This window comes from Bacillus sp. EB600 (assembly GCF_024494385.1).
In the GTDB taxonomy this organism is placed as follows: Bacteria; Bacillota; Bacilli; order Bacillales; family Cytobacillaceae; genus JAEVLT01.
Window position 1 is genome coordinate 174,942 of record NZ_JAEVLT010000008.1, and the last position, 17,581, is coordinate 192,522.

General features: G+C 38.5%; 16 protein-coding genes and 1 pseudogene. 4 read left to right on the top strand and 13 right to left on the bottom strand.

The window, feature by feature from the left end; translation table 11 throughout:
• Positions 1 to 154 precede the first annotated feature (154 nt).
• Entirely contained in the window at positions 155 to 1,387 is a 1,233-nt protein-coding gene (locus JN080_RS11410) for an MFS transporter (RefSeq protein ID WP_256236115.1), read from the top strand.
• Between the two features lie 121 nt (positions 1,388 to 1,508).
• Here the strand turns inward: JN080_RS11410 and JN080_RS11415 are convergent, their stop codons facing one another.
• On the bottom strand, positions 1,509 to 2,036 hold the full coding sequence (locus tag JN080_RS11415; protein ID WP_375141640.1) for a hemerythrin domain-containing protein: 528 nt from the start codon (positions 2,034 to 2,036) through the stop codon (positions 1,509 to 1,511).
• 213 nt (positions 2,037 to 2,249) lie between these two features.
• Between JN080_RS11415 and JN080_RS11420 the strand changes: the two genes are divergently transcribed.
• Entirely contained in the window at positions 2,250 to 2,603 is a 354-nt protein-coding gene (locus tag JN080_RS11420; protein ID WP_256236117.1) for a hypothetical protein, read from the top strand.
• A gap of 185 nt (positions 2,604 to 2,788) precedes the next feature.
• Here the strand turns inward: JN080_RS11420 and JN080_RS11425 are convergent, their stop codons facing one another.
• The 12 genes from JN080_RS11425 to JN080_RS11480 form a co-directional block, all read right to left on the bottom strand.
• A complete protein-coding gene (locus JN080_RS11425) occupies positions 2,789 to 3,073 on the bottom strand; it encodes a ferredoxin family protein (RefSeq protein ID WP_256236118.1) in 285 nt (94 codons plus the stop codon).
• Complete coding sequence (locus tag JN080_RS11430; RefSeq protein WP_256236119.1) at positions 3,073 to 4,365, bottom strand: FAD-dependent oxidoreductase; 1,293 nt, start codon at positions 4,363 to 4,365, stop codon at positions 3,073 to 3,075. The genes JN080_RS11425 and JN080_RS11430 overlap by 1 nt, the downstream gene beginning before the upstream one ends.
• Positions 4,358 to 5,395 (bottom strand): electron transfer flavoprotein subunit alpha/FixB family protein, encoded by a 1,038-nt coding sequence (locus tag JN080_RS11435; RefSeq protein ID WP_256236120.1) that lies wholly within the window; start codon positions 5,393 to 5,395, stop codon positions 4,358 to 4,360. Before JN080_RS11435 ends, JN080_RS11430 begins: the two co-directional genes overlap by 8 nt.
• Positions 5,396 to 5,424: 29 nt before the next feature.
• Complete coding sequence (locus tag JN080_RS11440) at positions 5,425 to 6,237, bottom strand: electron transfer flavoprotein subunit beta/FixA family protein (RefSeq protein ID WP_256236121.1); 813 nt, start codon at positions 6,235 to 6,237, stop codon at positions 5,425 to 5,427.
• Positions 6,238 to 6,656: 419 nt separating this feature from the next.
• Complete coding sequence (locus JN080_RS11445) at positions 6,657 to 6,908, bottom strand: aspartyl-phosphate phosphatase Spo0E family protein (protein ID WP_256236122.1); 252 nt, start codon at positions 6,906 to 6,908, stop codon at positions 6,657 to 6,659.
• Between the two features lie 387 nt (positions 6,909 to 7,295).
• Positions 7,296 to 9,614, bottom strand: coding sequence for a thiamine pyrophosphate-dependent enzyme (locus tag JN080_RS11450; RefSeq protein WP_256236123.1), 2,319 nt, complete (start codon positions 9,612 to 9,614; stop codon positions 7,296 to 7,298).
• A 25-nt stretch (positions 9,615 to 9,639) separates the two neighbouring features.
• Positions 9,640 to 10,644 (bottom strand): 2-oxoacid:acceptor oxidoreductase family protein, encoded by a 1,005-nt coding sequence (locus JN080_RS11455; RefSeq protein ID WP_256236124.1) that lies wholly within the window; start codon positions 10,642 to 10,644, stop codon positions 9,640 to 9,642.
• Positions 10,645 to 11,009: 365 nt separating this feature from the next.
• Complete coding sequence (locus JN080_RS11460) at positions 11,010 to 11,729, bottom strand: LutC/YkgG family protein (protein ID WP_305473920.1); 720 nt, start codon at positions 11,727 to 11,729, stop codon at positions 11,010 to 11,012.
• Positions 11,729 to 13,156 carry a LutB/LldF family L-lactate oxidation iron-sulfur protein gene (locus JN080_RS11465; RefSeq protein ID WP_256236125.1) on the bottom strand — a complete coding sequence of 476 codons (1,428 nt, stop codon included), beginning with the start codon at positions 13,154 to 13,156 and terminating at the stop codon, positions 11,729 to 11,731. Before JN080_RS11465 ends, JN080_RS11460 begins: the two co-directional genes overlap by 1 nt.
• 68 nt (positions 13,157 to 13,224) lie before the next feature.
• A complete protein-coding gene (locus JN080_RS11470) occupies positions 13,225 to 13,941 on the bottom strand; it encodes a (Fe-S)-binding protein (protein ID WP_256236126.1) in 717 nt (238 codons plus the stop codon).
• Positions 13,942 to 14,173: 232 nt separating this feature from the next.
• Positions 14,174 to 14,893: a FadR/GntR family transcriptional regulator gene (locus JN080_RS11475; protein ID WP_256236161.1), complete on the bottom strand. Its 720-nt coding sequence runs from the start codon at positions 14,891 to 14,893 to the stop codon at positions 14,174 to 14,176.
• A gap of 208 nt (positions 14,894 to 15,101) precedes the next feature.
• Positions 15,102 to 15,272: a hypothetical protein gene (locus JN080_RS11480; RefSeq protein ID WP_375141642.1), complete on the bottom strand. Its 171-nt coding sequence runs from the start codon at positions 15,270 to 15,272 to the stop codon at positions 15,102 to 15,104.
• Positions 15,273 to 15,293: 21 nt separating this feature from the next.
• Here JN080_RS11480 and JN080_RS11485 point away from each other — a divergent pair.
• Positions 15,294 to 15,686, top strand: a pseudogene (locus tag JN080_RS11485) (L-lactate permease); the annotation flags it as partial.
• A 126-nt stretch (positions 15,687 to 15,812) separates the two neighbouring features.
• Positions 15,813 to 17,576 carry a B12-binding domain-containing radical SAM protein gene (locus JN080_RS11490; protein WP_256236127.1) on the top strand — a complete coding sequence of 588 codons (1,764 nt, stop codon included), beginning with the start codon at positions 15,813 to 15,815 and terminating at the stop codon, positions 17,574 to 17,576.
• Positions 17,577 to 17,581 lie beyond the last annotated feature (5 nt).

The window sequence follows — 17,581 nt, forward strand, 5'->3', positions numbered from 1 at the left end:
CCTTTCTGTCAATTATTATCCAATTAAACACAAGATATTATTATGCAATTTAGACGCCATTTCATAATATTTCGGAAATGGAAGTAATTTTATTTCTAAATTTCCCAGAAATTATGTAAGATATTAATAGCTAAATAGAAGGGGAGAAAATGCTATGAGCCAACAGGCTATACTATCTGCAAAGAAAGCAGATACATCCGGTTCGACTATATATAAAATACTGTTCATTATTGGCTTATGCCATTTATTAAATGATGCTCTACAAGCTGTAGTACCAGCGATGTTCCCGATTTTAGAAAAATCAATGGGATTGTCCTACACTCAGTTAGGACTCATTGCCTTTTCCTTAAATATGGTTTCATCAGTTATGCAACCAGTCATCGGGCTTTTTACTGACCGGAAACCAAAACCGTTTGCTTTACCAATCGGACTTTCCGCTACATTAGCAGGAGTTTTAGGTTTAGCCTTTTCTCCAGGCTTTGGATGGGTTGTTTTATCTGTCATGTTTATCGGGATTGGTTCAGCTGTGTTTCATCCCGAAGGCTCTAGGGTGGCCCATATGGCCGCTGGAACGCGGAGAGGGCTAGCCCAATCTATTTATCAGGTTGGCGGCAATACAGGGCAGGCTTTAGCACCCCTCATAACTGCACTGATTCTTGTTCCGCTTGGACAAATTGGGGCTTCCTGGTTTGCTTTTGTCGCAGCAATAGCTGTCATTTTGTTAGTGTATATTGCAAATTGGTATAATCAAAGACTAGTCTCTTCCTCGAAATCAAATCAAATGAAGTCGGCTGTTCAAGCAGACAAAAAGGGGCTTGCAAAAGGAGTCAAGAATGCATTGGTACTAATCCTTTTGTTAATCTTTGCCCGTTCGTGGTATATCTCAGGAATGACCAATTTTTACACATTCTATGCCATTCATAAATACGGGATGACCATTAAGGAATCCCAGCTTTTTCTGTTTGCATTCTTAGTTGCCGGTGCAATTGGTACATTTTTTGGCGGGCCGCTCTCAGATCGTTTTGGTAAGAAAAAAATCATTTCATTTTCAATGCTTGCGACCATTCCATTTTCGCTGCTGCTTCCCTTTATGCCAGCGACAGTGGCGTTTATCTTTCTACTCTTTACAGGCTTTATTTTAATGACAAGTTTTTCAGTCACAGTTGTTTATGCCCAAGAACTAGTTCCTGGAAAAATTGGGACCATGTCAGGTCTAACTGTCGGACTGGCGTTTGGTATGGGGGCCATAGGTTCCGTAGGACTGGGGTATATTGCCGATTTAATTGGAATGCCGACAATGATATCAACGATTGGAATTTTACCGTTAATCGGGCTGACTGCCTTTCTGCTTCCAGCAGACAAAACTGTGAAGGAATGGAATAAATAAAAAAGCGCAAGCACCCGTTTAGCGACGTACACTAGTCGCTGGGTGCTGTAGTGAGACATTTATCTAAGTTCAAAATTTTATAATTTCTTATTATTTATAAAGGTTGGGCTGTGCCCATCCTTTATTTTATTTCCTGTATTTTCCGATGCAACTCTGCTTTTTCTTCGTCTGACAGCATTCTTTCCGCCATTGGGAAAAGCACATTTTCTTCCTTAGTAAAATGATCAGATAAAATATCGTGGGCATTTTTGATTAATCCTGCCGCATTTTTCATTTCTTCGATTGAAAACTGACCATTGTTTGTTTTCCTAAGAAAATCTCCAATTAAAGCCTTTGCTTGTTCATGCTCGTATTCCATTACCGCAACCGGGCCGGAACTTGTTCCAATGTATTCACCCATCATTGGAAATAAGACTTCTTCCTCACGCTCTGAATGAATATCAAGTTCTGACTTAAAAATAGCAACGCTTGATTTTAAAGCAGTGAAAATTTTTTCAACCTCAGCATCTGTTTCAATTTGCTCGGTTAATAACAGCAAACCGGCTAATTTTTCTCTCAATGGAGAATGCTCCTCTTTCAATTGGGCAAGTCCAGCGGACAGTTCGGCAGGGGGCATTCCTGAAAATGCACTCATGCATCCACTCATCATTATTCACCTCTTCCACTTTCATGCTTTAAGTATAAAAGTTAGCAATTATGAATGGTGTGAGCCTCATCACAGTTTCATTTATTTCGTTTATTACAGCTGAGTTTGCCCGTTAATCTTTCAATTATAAGTTTTTCATGTAATAGACACATTTCAGCAGAAAAAAACATCCACATTTACGTATAATGGAATTATTAAATTAAAGGAGGAATATCATTGTCCTGCCCTATTTATGAAGATTTCTATCCCAAAGCGTTAATTCCGATTGGTCTAAAGGATCAGACCTTGCTTACTGAATTAAAATTAAGTCCAATTGAATTGCCTGAATTTGTAACTCATTGGCTGATTGCATTAGAAGGAGAAGTAATCCCAAAACAGAATAAAAAATATCACTGGAAAGTATCGATTTATCCTTCAAACATAGAAGGGTCTTTTGTTTGGGATCAAGCTTACTACACATCTCCATATTTCCTTTCAATCGATGAAGCATTCGAATTATCCCGAGCATTGGAAACTCACAGTAAAAACGATGAACTCCAATCCAAATTCCTCCTAGAGAAAATAAGCTAAATAATCCTCAAAAATCACATCCTTTTGCTACACTTTTTTTTTACATCAATTGTGAAAAAACTTACATATAGTGTAAATTAAGAAAACACACTATTTTCTTGTGACAACTGAAATTATTATTTTTATTTTGATAAGCTTTTATATATATTAAAAAGGTTGCTGTTCTAATGAACAGCAACCTTTTTTTATGCCATACGGAACACAACTCCATGTCCGCCTTTTGGATATTCCCATTTGATATTTTGAAATGGGCAACCGATCCGGCAGCTGCCGCATTCATGACACCCTTCGAAACCTACCTGCATCCTTGTTCCTTCCCATTTGTATACTTCTCCCGGGCAAAATAAGGTACAGAGTTTATCAGGACATTTTGATGCACAAACATCATTGTCAAGTATAGTCAAATGAGATTTTGTATCACATCTAAACCGAAGTAAAAATTGTTTTTCCTCTAGAGTTGTAGTTGACATTATTTCACCGCCTTCCAAACACGATAAATATCAGTAAGAAACTTGAAGGTTCCTTTTTCTGTAAAACTCTTCATAATTTGTTTTTGTTTATCGCGTTTAGGTGTACCATCTACAGTAAAGAATTTACCCATTGCTTTGGTAACCATAGGAACGTATTCTTTGAAATATTGTGGATATGCCTCTAAAGTATGTGGAGCATCTTTGTATTTCTCCAAATCCTTCATGACAAAACTATTATTAAGAGCGTCACGATAATGGTTTAAGCTCGATTCACTAAAGTCTCCGCGCTTTTTCGCCTGAACTATTGCCTCTGCAGCCAGTTGTCCGGAATACATTGCCAAGTTTGACCCTTCACCATGAATGGCATTGACAAGCGATGCTGCATCCCCAACGACAACCACACCATTTCCAACAACCTTTTGTACTGAGCGGTATCCCCCTTCAGGGATGAGATGGGCAAGATACTCTGCGGACTCTCCGCCTTCAATCAATGGTTTAATATTTGGATGATCTTTTAATTGATCTAATAACTCATATGGTTTTAATTTATCTTTGACCATAGCTGCAACCGTGGTTCCGACCCCAATATTTATACTATCTTTATTTGTATAAAGAAAAGCGGCACCAAAGTTTCCTTTGGTTGATTCACCAAAAATTTCAATGGCTACACCTTGATTTTCTTTAATATTGAACCGTTCGTTGATTTTTTCTTTTGGTAAGTTAATTACTTCCATTACACATAATGCAACATGGTCTGGCGCGTGTTCTTTTCGGAAACCTAGTTCTTTAGCTAGTAAAGAGTTTACTCCATCAGCTAATACGACCACGTCAGCATATAGATCACCATCTGGACGGTCTGTACGCACTCCAACAACCTTGCCGTTTTCAACGATACATTCCGTTACAACAGTTTCATTAATAAGTAATGCTCCTGCTTCCACTGCTTTTTTGGCAAACCATTGGTCAAATTTTGCTCTTAGAACGGTAAAGCTATTGTAAGGTTCTTCTCCCCATTCTTGACCCTTATATCCTATTTGAACTGCTGATTGTTCACCCAAAACCATGTATCGATGATCAACCACCGGACGTTCAAGAGGCGCTTCTTTCCAAAATTCTGGGACTAAATCCCTTAATTGTTTGCTGAATAAGACCCCGCCCATGACATTTTTGCTGCCCGGATATTCTCCTCTTTCAAGAAGCAAAACATTTAAACCATTTCTTGCAGCAACAAGTGCACAAGCTGAACCCGCTGGGCCTGCCCCAACGACAATTACATCAAATTTTTCAGGCATGGGTTAAAACACCGCCCTTTTCTTTCTTGACTTGTTTAAATTGTGCAATTAATTTGGGGAGGATTTCCATTGCATCCCCGACAATTCCATATGTTGCAATATTAAAAATCGGTGCATTCGGATCTTTATTAATCGCGATAATCATTTCAGAGTTCTTCATCCCTTCAGTGTGCTGGATCGCACCTGACAATGCAACGGCAACATAAAGCTTCGGAGTAACGGTTTCACCAGTTTGCCCAATTTGCATATGATGTGGCAGCCATCCAGCTTCAACAACATCCCGGGTTCCACCAACTGCTGCACCGCCTCCCATTGCTTCGGCAAGTTGATAAAGAAGTTGGAAGTTATGTTCATCACCCATCCCCTTACCACCGCAAATAACAACATGGGCATCAGCTAGATTCGATTGATTTGTTAATTCATTCACAATCTCAATTACTTTTGTCCGCATTTCGTCTTCACGAAGTTCAATCGTTTCTTCAATTACTCTCCCGTTTCTGCTAGGATCTGCTTCCAAAGCCTTCATAACTTTTGCACGAACTGTCGCCATTTGCGGACGATGCTTTTTACATAGGATGGTTGCCATAATATTTCCGCCAAATGCAGGCCGGCTTGCTTCCAGTAGACGATTTTCTAAATCAATGTCCAACATGGTTGTATCTGCAGTTAAGCCTGTATTTAAATCTGTTGCTACAGCACTCGCTAAATCCTTTCCATTTGGTGTTGCGCCATAAAGAATGATCTCTGGCTTGTATTTAGTAACGAGCAGGTTAACACTTTTCATATATGATTCTGTTCGGTAATCTTTTAATACAGGGTGGTCAATGATATATACCTCATCAGCGCCATGGGAAATTAACTCATCTGTAAGACCTTTAATTCCATCACCGAGCAAAAATCCCCCAAGCGGAACCTGTAATTTGTCGGCAAGCTTTCTCCCTGCACCAAGCAATTCAAGTGATACGCCCTTAATTTTTCCATCATTTTGTTCGATAAATATCCAAACACCTTGGTACTCATCTAATTGCATTTACGCCCCTCCTCGAGAAAAAGTTTTCATTAAACTGTAAAGAGTTCTTTTCTTTCCATCAAGACATCCATTAACTGCTTAACTTGTTCATTTGCCGTACCTTCAAGCCTTTTTCCGCCTTCTGGATGTGGTGGACTGAACATTTTTCCAACTACAGTTGGTGAACCCTTTAATCCAAGGCAGGAACGGTCCACATCTCCAAAATCATCCACAGTCCAGATTACTGATTCATAACGGGCTGCTTTAATCATATTCGGCATCGGGGAATATTCTATATCATTAATCTCTTTTTCAACAGTCAACAAGCAAGGAAGCTGGGATTTGATTATTTCATATCCATTTGATAACTTTCTCTTAATAAGTACTGATTTATCTTGTGGATCAACTTTTACAACTTCAATTACACTTGTAATTGGCGGAATATCTAGTCTTCTTGCAATACCAGGACCTACCTGACCGGTGTCACCGTCAATGGCATGCTTTCCGCAAATGATCATGTCAATTGGAATTTCGTTATTGATTTTTTCTAATGCTTTTGAAATGGCATAACTTGTAGCAAGAGTATCTGCACCCGCAAAAGCGCGGTCGGTAATTAGATAGCCTCTTTCTGCACCTATTTCCACACTTTTCTTAATAACCTCTGTCGCCTGTGGCGGTCCCATTGAAACAACTGATACGGTCCCTCCTGTCAACTTTGTAATCCTTACGGCCTCTTGTACAGCATGGGCATCGTAAGGATTAAGGATGGCTGGAGCACTGCGTCGATCGAGTGTGTTTGTTTTTGGGTTGATCTTAATAATTTTAGTATCTGGAACTTGCTTAACACATACGACAATGTGCATGTAGGACTTTCCCTCCTCCATAATGTCAAAGAATATATTGAAAGCGCTTGCCTCCAACTTTTTTAAAAAATGCCGTTTATTACGATTTTTGAATCGTAACAAAAGCATTGTACCCACAAAACAGTTTTCATGCTATTCTAGGCTTGTTTAAGCTGCATGAAGCAAGGACAAAATACACTTCCTTCATCTTCTTCGTTCATTGAATCTATGTAACTATTTGTTTAAAGAAGGGCATATTTAGAAACAAGCAATACAACATGTGGATATTTAAAAAAATAACTCTAATTTAACTATAATAAATTTTTAAAAATCAACAATGATAAAAATCACAGATATCTATTTTTGTTAATAATTTCACAAAGCAAAAAAAAAAGATCCCCAACGTGGAGACCGCCATCCTTATCGATTGAAACATTTTGTTAAATTTCCACAAATGACTTTAGCCAGATCATGAATATGCGAATAAATGCATATCCTAAATCATCCTTCTGTTTTGATAAAGGGTGAAAGGCTCGTTGATATTCATTAATCAGTTCATCAAGATCCTGGCTGGCCTTAATTGTTTCTTCGCCTGTAAAACCATGTTTACTCGCACATAGTATCATTATCTCTCTTTTGGCTTTAATCTCTTCCAGCATCTGTTCGGCGCGACTACTACTATAGGAACCCAACCTAATAATCCCCCTAATCATTACCCTAATATTAGGAAATCATTAATTAAAATAAATATCTACTTGATGAATTATTGCAATAATTTAAGCAAATGTAAACACTTTCGCAAAATAAGTCAAAACAATCTATATATTGCATTTAAAGACATATTTCCGATATTTTTTTTGCGTTTCTTCGACAATTTTACCGCTATTTTTTTCGTCTAATAAGGGATTATTCCCCATTTTTATTTACGTAAAACGGACTGCTATAGGACATAATTTTTTGCGAGTGAAAATAGATCGGAACGATCTTATTCTCCCAATGTAAAGAAAGCAAAGCGTTATGGCGCTTTGCTTTCTTTTTGTTCTAGTATCAAATTTTTTGAACTTTGATACACGCTTTTCTTATAAGAATGGACTTTCGTGTTTAGCTTTTAGACGCATCCATCTTTTTTCAACTTCATTTTCAAATTCTTCAAGAATGGCTTTATTTTCTTCTTTTAACATGTGTTTTGTTTTACCCATGTGTTTTAACCAATCGCTAACTTCAATGCGTTTTTTCTTCTCCTCAGGATTATAAGTGATGGTTGTAACACCTTTTTCCACTTCATAAAGAGGGAAGAAACAAGAATCAACGGCAGCACCTACAATCTCTTGTCCTAATGTTTCATTTGATTTCCAGTTCAACGGACAAGCAATTAAGATTTTTCCATATACCATACCTACGTTATTGGCATACCATTGTGCTTTCGCAGCCTTTTTCACAAGATCTTGCGGGAATGCTTCTGAACCTGTGAATACATATGAAATATTTGTTGCAGCCATAATTTGAGCCGTATCCTTATGGTGGAACGCTTTACCTGCTTGATATGGTCCTACACCAGAAGTACTTGTCATATGTCCTAGTGGAGTTGAATAAGATAATTGGCTTCCTGTATTCATGTAACCTTCATTATCATACTCAACGATAATCATTTTGTGGTTACGTAAAGCTGTACCGATTGCAGGGCCCATACCAATATCCATACCACCGTCACCGGTTACCATAACAAATGTAAAATCATCGCTTAATCCAAGCGCCTTAAATTCACCACGGCGTTGTCTTTCATGGAACATTTCTACAAGTCCAGATAATGTAGCTGCACCATTTTGGAATAGGTTATGGATATAAGTTTGTTTATGTGAACTGTAAGGATATCCTGTTGTTACAATCATCCCACAACCAGTATGGAATAATGCAACAATATCGCCTTCAATTCCTTTAAAGAATGTTTCTAATCCAGAGAAAATACCACAGCCAGGGCATGCGCCGTGTCCTGAAGCAATACGTTTTGGTTTTTTCGTTAAGGCTCTTAGTGGAGGAATCTTAACTTTTAATTTACCTGATTCTTCATCAGGAGTAACCGTAATAAGACCTGAAATTAAATCTTCTTTTTTCATTGGTTCTACACGACGTTTTGGTGCTAAATCTGGGTTACCAGGAGTGTGACCATAATAATCAAATGGTACATCAACTTTATCAGCTTCTACAGCGTCAATTGCTAATTGGAAGAACTGTTCTGCATCATCCGAGTAGAAGTCTTTTCCGCCTAAACCGTAAACACGGTCAATAACTTTTATGTCATGGTTTCCGTAAGTTTGTAGAGCAGCTCTTACTTCAAGTCCCATATTACCGCCGTGTGCTCCGTATGAATCTCCACGATCCCCTACTGTAATGGCTTTTACATTTTTTAATGCTTCAGCGATTTGTTTTTGTGGGAAAGGACGAAGAATATTTGGAGAAATAACCCCTGCTTTAATACCTTTCGCGCGTAATTGATCGACAACAATCTTACAAACTTCTGTAGCTGAGTTTAACATAAATACGGCAACTTCAGCATCTTCCATTTGATATAAATCAAGGATCGGATATTCACGACCAGTTAATTCTGCGTATTCTTTCGCAATTCTTGCGAATACTTTCTCAGCGTTATACATTGCTTCAGATTGTTGATAACGGTTATTAATAGTATCAGGCTCATTCATATAGGCACCAATTGATACTGGATTATCACGGTCTAAAGCATGTGGGAAGTTTGTTGGAAGCTCACCAATAAACTTTTGAACTTCTTTATTATCTTTAATTACTTGTACACGTCTCTTTTGGTGGGATGTAAAGTATCCATCAAAAGATACAATAACTGGTAAGCGAACCTCAGGATCTTCTGCTAGTTTAATAGCCATAATGTTCATATCATAAACAACTTGTGGGTCACGAGCCATTAATATCGGCCAGCCGATATTTAAGGCAAAATATAAATCAGAATGATCACCATGAATATTTAATGGTCCTGAAACAGAACGGTTTACTAGATTTAATACCATTGGCATACGAGTTCCAGATTGAACAGGTAATTGTTCAAGCATATATAAGAAACCATTCGCACTAGTTGCGTTGAACACACGTCCACCGCCTGCTGCCGCACCGTAACAAATCCCTGCAGATCCGTGCTCACCGTCAGCAGCGATTAATTTAATATCATGTTGTCCTCTAGCTTTCATTCCATCAAGGAACTGAGCAACCTCTGTTGAAGGGGAAATTGGATAATAACCCATGATATGGTAATTTATTTGATGAGCTGCATATGCTGCCATTTCATTTCCGGATTCAAATACAATCGCTTGGTCAATAGATCCTTCTGATAGACCTGCTTTTTCTTTATCTATGATAATTTCTTTAGACATATACTTATTCACCCTTCTCTATCAATTATTTTACTAGTGCAAATAAATGTGGTACACGGTTAGTTTCAGCATAACCATCATTTGTTTCAACAGCACTTGTTAATGCATCTACCGGACAGGCATGTACACATTTTAAGCAGCCTTTGCAATATTGATAGTCAATTCCTTTAAGGAACATTTGTGGACGGCCTTTTTTGTCTGGTTGTTCTTCCCAAACAAAGCAAAAATCCGGGCAGGCTGTATCACAAGCAGCACAGTTGATACATTTATTATCATCAAAATGAGGAAGCACCCCAGAACGTGAAATACTTAAATCTTTGAAAATACTATTACCTGGATCGATAACTAGACCGCCGATTGGTTGTGTTTCATATCCAAGAGTTGCCTCCTCGCGAACAAACGGCTTAGCAGCTACTTCAGGGCTTATTTCAAATGTTTTAAATTCAACTTCATTGTAGCCGCGATCAAATGTACGAATATTTGATTCTACTAAATGAGGATATTTCTTTTCAAAAGTCCGGCGAATTGTATCTCTCATTGCATCTGCATCTAAGAAATCAAGAATTCTAAAAATTGCTCCCAGCATAGCTGTATTTACTTTTGTTTTTTCTTCCAGAGCAATTTGAGTAGCATCTACAACAGCTACGATACCGCCGTCAAGTTTCGCTAACTCTTTAACTTCATCTGGAGTTTTTTTAGAGTTAACTAAAGCTGTACTATCCGGGTACATACCGCTAGTAGGGTTTTGAGTTTTAAAAAGTGCATCATGAAAAACAGCTACTACGTGCGGGCGCTCAACAGGAGTTGTATCGCGAATATATTGGTATGGGTCACAGAAACGAATATTCCCTTTTACAGGTGAACCTTTTTTCTCAGAACCGTAAGATGAAAAGCTAAGTCCATTAAGACCACTTCCAACTACACCAGCTTCGGAAAGTAATTTTCCCGCTAAATTTGCTCCTAATCCTCCGATTGATTCTAAACGAATCTCAAAAAAACCTAAATCATTCTTTTTTGGTAAAATTGACATGATCTGCCCCCCAGTATTTCTTCATGCTTTTTTAGATTTATCTTTCCCACGAATTATTGTAGGACATCCTATTTGATTATGCAGTGATAAATGTTAAACATCAATAAAAAATTTTCTATAACACTTTATTTTTTTTCTAAAAAAATGCAGTATTATCAACACTTTATCCTATTGGAAATTTTTAAAACAGACATTAAATTGTACTATAACAGTTAAAAAATTAGCTTATTATGTAGACAGGTGGTATCTTTTTTGTAGATTTTTGTAGTATTTTGCAAAATTTTATATTATTTTGAAACTATAAAAAATTCTTATAGTTACATCACAATTTACAAAAAAAATTTCTGCCAAGGGCAGAAATTTTTTCATAAATCATTGATGACAATGTAAGCAGCCTTAATTGGTCCATGAACACCCACAACAAGATTTAATTCAATATCAGCTGAGTTACTTGGACCGGTAATAAAGTTAATGCAGGATGGTACTTTTCCTCCCTGCTGCTCAATCGCTCTCATTTTCCTGGCAGCTTGTGTCATTCGGGGAACAATCGTACTTCTTGGTATTAATGCAATATAGGAGGCTGGTAAAAAGTTGATCGATCTGCCTCTATTTTCATTACTGTAGATGACGACAGTACCTGATTCAGCCAGCGTAATTTCACTGATGGTAATGCCCACATTCGCCTTTTCAGCGATGCGAATATTTTCTTCACCTTTTTTATAGTCCCACTCATATACGTTCATACTTTTACTCGGCCAATCTTTTTTAAATAAGTCAGCGAGACCCCATTCGGCAAAACGTTGATCCTTCCAGGTGATAATTGGACCGCCGCCATAGTCAGCAGCTACAGTCGTTAGCATTGCAGCTAATCCATGTTGATCCGTCTGATAGAAGTTTGTATGGATTGTCTTACATTGTTCTCTTAACGTCTCAACTAATTCATCTTGGGTTGCATTTTTCAACACCTCATATTGAGGCTGGTATTTCCATTTTGGCTGTTCAATCGGTGTGGTAATCCGCTGACGTCCCAATCTGGAGGCAATTTTATTTAAAAATTTATCGCGATTTTGAATCGTTCCTTCCATTATTTTTTACCTCCTTTTTCACGTTTCTTAAACCAATCTCTAAACTGCTCTTTATTTGGTGCCGGAAACTCACGAATATCTGTCCAAGCTTTCATTGGTCCAGGTCCTTTTGATATTTTATCTCCATGCGTGAATGGATTCATCGCTGCCGGAGCCATTTTTGAACCGATCTTATACAGTGCCGGCGAGGCTGCACCTAAGCCAAATGCCTTCATCAGTAATTTTTCAGCAATCGGTGCTTTACCTTCTTTTTCAACGATGATTTGGCGGTGTTTCAGCAAAAGCTCATGCAGAGGGATTTTAACTGGACACACCTCTGTACAGGCACCACAAAGGGAGGAGGCATATGGAAGCTCCTTATATTCTTCATATCCTCCAAGCAGTGGTGTTAGAACAGCGCCAATTGGTCCCGGATATATGGAACCGTAGGAATGACCGCCAATATGACGATAAACAGGACAAACATTGATACAGGCACCACAGCGGATGCATTGTAAAACTGCCTGGAAATCACCGCCAAGAATATCTGACCTTCCATTGTCGACAATGACAAGGTGAAATTCCTCCGGTCCATCCACATCCAGTTCTTCTCTCGGACCTGTCAGAACAGTAATGTAGCTTGTTAATTTTTGCCCAACCGCACTCCTTGTCAACATGCTGACAAGGACTTCCATTTCTTCAAAAGTTGGAACAATCCTTTCCATTCCCATAACTGTAATTTGCGTTTTCGGTAGTATTGTCACAAGATCTGCGTTTCCTTCATTTGTAACAAGGCTGAAGGAGCCAGTTTCGGCAACTGCAAAGTTACATCCGGTGATACCTATATCAGCAGCTAAATATTCCTTCCGTAGTACCTCACGTGCACACGAAGCCAATTCCTCCGGCTTAGATGTTCCTTTATAGCCTAATTTTTCGGCAAAAACATCGCGGATTTGCTCCTTGTTTTTATGTAAGGCAGGCACAACGATGTGGGACGGGGGATCGTGGTCATCAATTTGCAGAATATACTCGCCAAGGTCCGTTTCCACAACATCACAGCCTTCTTGCTCTAAAACACTATTTAAGCTGATCTCTTCGGTTACCATTGATTTCGATTTCACGATTTTTTTGGCGTTTTTCTTTTTCACAACACCCTTAATATATTCTCTTGCTTCGTCAGCTGTTTGCGCAAAAAAGACCTGCCCGCCCCGCTTCGAAACATTTTCACTTAATTGTTCTAAATAGTAATCGAGATTTTCAAGAACATGCTGGCGAATTTCCTCGCCATGATTGCGCCACTCTTCCCAGTTTCCAAGTTCATCGACTTCTCTTTTTCTTTTTACGCCCATGCCATCCTGTGCACCTGCAACAGCACCGCGCATAAAATCATTATGAATGCCTTGGTCGACTCTGTCTTTAAAATTATCGGTGCTAATTTTTATGGCCATTTCGTTTTCCCTCCAACCATAGATTCATATGAGGCTTGAATATTGCTTCACTTCATTCAGTACTTTTATTAGCGGCTATTTAATACTTCAGCGATATGTAATACTTTAATTTTCTTTCCTTGACGTTCCATCCGTCCTCCAATATTCATTAAACAGCCCGCGTCTGCACCGATGAGATATTCAGCTCCTGTATCTTCAATATGGCGAACCTTTTCATCGACCATTTGTTCAGATATTTGTCCCATTTTCACTGAAAAAGTACCGCCAAAGCCACAACACTGTTCCTTTCCTGGTAACTCGTTAAATGTTAGTCCTTTTACGTTTTTCAATAACTTCATTGGTGCTTCTTTCACACCGAGCAATCGAGTCATATGACAGGATGTATGGTAGGTCACACGGCCTTCAAACCGCGCCCCGACCTCTTCCACTTTTAGTACATCAACAATAAATTGAGTTAATTCATATGTTTTCTCTGCCAATTTCTTCGCTTTAGGCTCCCAAACTGGATCTCCGGCAAAAATATGTGGATATTCTTTTACCATATAGGTACATGACCCTGAAGGACAAACGACATATTCAGAATCGATAAAAGTATCGATTGTCCGCTTCATGACATCCTTTGTATCCTTTACATAGCCACTGTTATAGGACGGCTGGCCACAACAGGTTTGCGACTCCGGGAAATCGATTTCACACCCCAGACGTTCCAACAATTCAACTGTGGCTTTTCCTACATTACTTTGAAACATGTCGACAAGACAGGTGGCAAAAAGGGTTACTTTCATGCATTACCACTCCTTCAATTATTACTATTTTTCAAGCGCTAATCGAGTTTAATTAAATGATTAGCAGGTCATCAGATGACTTTTCAACAAAAAAAATAACCAATTGCTTTATACTTTTAATATTACTATAATCAATTTCATTTTAGAAAGGGTTTTCATAAAAAAATTTTTTTGTCAAAACATGCGGTTCCAAAAAAACAGCCTGAAACCGCACCGATAAAGCTATTTTGTGTCAATTTGACTGTTGATAATATTTTTGAATAACAGCTTCCACATTTTCTAGATGAATCTTCATAAAATACCTTGCTTGCTCTTCATTCCGTTCTTTTATTGCTTTATAAATAGCATCGTGCTGTTCAGCTAATTTTTCCAATGTTGTCTGTTTGGAAAAAAGCCATACTTTGCGCGTTTCTTTCATAGCTTCCTCCGTCATACTGGAAACATGATTCATCAGGTTCAGAAGGAGAGCGTTCTGTGACGCTTCTGCAATCGCCAGATGAAATTGTAAATCTGCCCCTTCCCCAAGCTCTTCATTTCCACTTGCAGCTTTCATTTCTTCCAAGGCTTTTTCCATTGCCATCAAGTGCTGATTGGTTCTTCTTTTTGCAGCAGCAGCAGCAGTGCCGAGTTCGATAATTTTTCGGACTTCTAATAGATTAGCGATATCTTCTTGATTCATGAGAATCACAGTTGATAATGGGAAAGTAATTTGATCCGTATCAAATTCCCGTATAAAAGTACCTTCCCCTTGTCTCATATCCACAAGTCCCATTGCTCTTAATGATGTGAGCGCTTCTCTAATTGCTGACCGGCCAACCTGAAAGCTTTCAGCCAATTGCTGAACCGAATCCAGCTTTTGTCCTGGTTTCAGCTGACCGTTCCGAATCATTTCGTAAATCGTTTCTGCGACTTCTTCATATATTTTCTTGGGTTTTATTTTCTTATAATCCATTTTAAGCACCTACACGTCCTCTTAAAGTTCTTTCTTTCCCCATTATACATATTCTTTTAATTTTTCGTAAATTAACAAGAAGGGGAGGAAATTATCTTTTTAATAAGGATAACTATATTAATAACTTAACGAAACTGTTAATACGGTAATTGTTACAAATGCAAAAGCTACAACCGATGCAATCGTTAAGATCGGATACTTTAATTCATCAAGTGTTTGAAATGGCACCCGTTAATATAAGGAATGGAGACCAAGCTTTAAAAATCTGTCCGCCCGTGTAATGAACCTGGTGAGTAGATTTTTCTTGTACAGTAACTGTTGCGGCAACTTCCGCTTCGGCTGAGAATTCGAAAGTGTTTTTTGGCTTCCAAAATTTCAAGAAAATGGCTAATTCAATTAAAATGCTTCCGGAATGTGTACAGCATTGGGAATGACATTAGCAAAAACGGGTTCAACCTTCTTCCCGTTCTTTTCACCTTTTCTTGGCTGGCTCGGGGTGTTCATTACGGGGTCAGATACGTCAGCAAACCTTCTATTTGGAGGCCTACAAAAAGTGACAGCTACCTCCATTGGTATGGACCCTTTATTGGCATTGGCAGCAAACTCTTCTGGCGGTGGAGTGGGAAAGATGATCTCACCACAATCGATTGCTGTTGCATGTGCAGCCGTTGGGCTTGCTGGAAAAGAATCAGATTTATTCCGGTTTACTGTTAAACATAGTTTCTTTTTCCTCATTCTTTTTGGAGTCCTGACATTTTTACAAAACACAGTTCTCTCCTTCATGATTCCCTAATGAGTCCGGAACACAAAGGCAGCATCTCCATTGATGCTGCCTTTGCTGTTGTTTGCTGTCTTTTTTTTTGCCTATAATAAGATATAATAAACTGTTGTTCTTAATTCATTTAAAGGGAGATTTGTCATGAACGTTATTTGTACTACTTTGAATGCAAAGTATATTCATACCAATCTGGCGATCAGATATCTAAAGGCTTATGCCTCACCGGAATTTAACGTACAGATAAAAGAATATACCATCAAAGACCCAATCTTAAATATTGTGTCCGATTTATATCAGCAAAATCCAGCTGTAATCGGCTTCAGCTGTTATATTTGGAATATTGAAGAGACGATAAAGGTCATTAGTTTTCTTAAAAAAATTGATCCTGCCCTCATTATTGTCCTGGGAGGCCCTGAGGTTACGTATGATACAACTCAATGGATGGAGAGGATTCCCGAAGTTGACTTTATCGTTATGGGTGAAGGGGAAAAAACCTTTAAACAGCTGTTAACAGAAATTGAAAAGAACGGTGATTTTTCAAAGGTTTCTGGAATTGCCTTGCGTAGTAAGGACCAAGTGGTTATCACTGCGCAAACCAACAAACTCGACCTAAAGGAGGTTCCATCTCCATACCGCTTCGAAGAGGACATTACGCAGCTAGGCAAACGGGTCACGTATGTAGAAACAAGCCGTGGCTGTCCATTTAGCTGCCAATTTTGCTTATCCTCCATTGAAGTGGGGGTTCGCTATTTTGATCGCGAAAAAATAAAAAATGATATCCGTTTTTTAATGGCAAATGGGGCAAAAACGATTAAGTTTGTTGATCGGACTTTTAATATTAGCAGAAGCTACGCCATGGAAATGTTTCGCTTTTTAATTGATGAGCATACTCCCGGCACCGTGTTTCAATTTGAAATCACAGCCGACATTATGCGTCCGGAGGTGATCGAGTTTCTTAATAAGGAGGCACCTAAAGGGCTTTTCAGGTTTGAAATTGGCGTTCAATCCACAAATGAATATACGAATGAACTAGTAAAACGGAAGCAAAATTACACTAAGCTGACCAGAACGGTAACAATGGTAAAAGACGGAGGAAAAATTGATCAGCATCTTGATTTAATCGCCGGCCTGCCTGAAGAGGATTATCATTCTTTCCGTAAAACCTTTAATGACGTATTTGCCCTTAGACCAGAAGAGCTTCAGCTTGGGTTTTTGAAAATGCTTCGCGGGACAGGACTCCGGCTTCAAGCCGAAGAATATGGCTATATGTTTATGGATTATTCCCCTTATGAAATTTTAGGAAATAATGTTCTTCCATTTACAGATATCATCAAGATCAAACAAGTCGAAGATGTTCTAGAGAAATACTGGAATGACCATCGGATGGATACAACAATCGAATACCTGATAGCAAATACCTTTCCATCTCCATTTGATTTTTTTCAGGAGTTTGGGATTTATTGGGACAAGCAGGGCTGGGCAAGAATTGGGCATCAACTCGAAGATTTATTTCGGCGGCTTTACAGCTTTTTAGTGGCATCGGGAGTCAAAGATTTAAGCACGATTGTCGGTTTAATGAAGTATGATTACTTCGTGAATCATAAATTCAAGCCAAGAAAACCATGGTGGGAAGCCAGTTTTGAAAAGAAAAGCCGAAGTCAGCTATATAAACAAATCCTTGAAAATCCTTCTTTATTAGGTGATGACTTTAAACACTTAAATCTCGATGAAAAGGACCTTTATAAGCACACGATGCTTGAAGAACTTACTTTCGATCTAAATCAATATTTTCAAACGGGCATTGTAGAAAGTGGTTCGTTCTGTTTTTTAGCTTATTTTGATCCAATCCAAGAAAACACCTTGGTTTTTTCATTTAAACAAAATATAGAAAGGCCGGTTGGATAACCGGC

Bases quoted from the DNA above. Each gene is read 5' to 3' on its own strand.
- JN080_RS11410 (WP_256236115.1), top strand. From the start codon at position 155: ATGAGCCAACAGGCTATACTATCTGCAAAGAAAGCAGATACATCCGGT.
- JN080_RS11415 (WP_375141640.1), bottom strand. From the start codon at position 2,036: ATGATGAGTGGATGCATGAGTGCATTTTCAGGAATGCCCCCTGCCGAA.
- JN080_RS11425 (WP_256236118.1), bottom strand. From the start codon at position 3,073: ATGTCAACTACAACTCTAGAGGAAAAACAATTTTTACTTCGGTTTAGA.
- JN080_RS11430 (WP_256236119.1), bottom strand. From the start codon at position 4,365: ATGCCTGAAAAATTTGATGTAATTGTCGTTGGGGCAGGCCCAGCGGGT.
- JN080_RS11435 (WP_256236120.1), bottom strand. From the start codon at position 5,395: ATGCAATTAGATGAGTACCAAGGTGTTTGGATATTTATCGAACAAAAT.
- JN080_RS11440 (WP_256236121.1), bottom strand. From the start codon at position 6,237: ATGCACATTGTCGTATGTGTTAAGCAAGTTCCAGATACTAAAATTATT.
- JN080_RS11450 (WP_256236123.1), bottom strand. From the start codon at position 9,614: ATGTCTAAAGAAATTATCATAGATAAAGAAAAAGCAGGTCTATCAGAA.
- JN080_RS11455 (WP_256236124.1), bottom strand. From the start codon at position 10,644: ATGTCAATTTTACCAAAAAAGAATGATTTAGGTTTTTTTGAGATTCGT.
- JN080_RS11460 (WP_305473920.1), bottom strand. From the start codon at position 11,729: ATGGAAGGAACGATTCAAAATCGCGATAAATTTTTAAATAAAATTGCC.
- JN080_RS11465 (WP_256236125.1), bottom strand. From the start codon at position 13,156: ATGGCCATAAAAATTAGCACCGATAATTTTAAAGACAGAGTCGACCAA.
- JN080_RS11470 (WP_256236126.1), bottom strand. From the start codon at position 13,941: ATGAAAGTAACCCTTTTTGCCACCTGTCTTGTCGACATGTTTCAAAGT.
- JN080_RS11475 (WP_256236161.1), bottom strand. From the start codon at position 14,893: ATGGATTATAAGAAAATAAAACCCAAGAAAATATATGAAGAAGTCGCA.
- JN080_RS11490 (WP_256236127.1), top strand. From the start codon at position 15,813: ATGAACGTTATTTGTACTACTTTGAATGCAAAGTATATTCATACCAAT.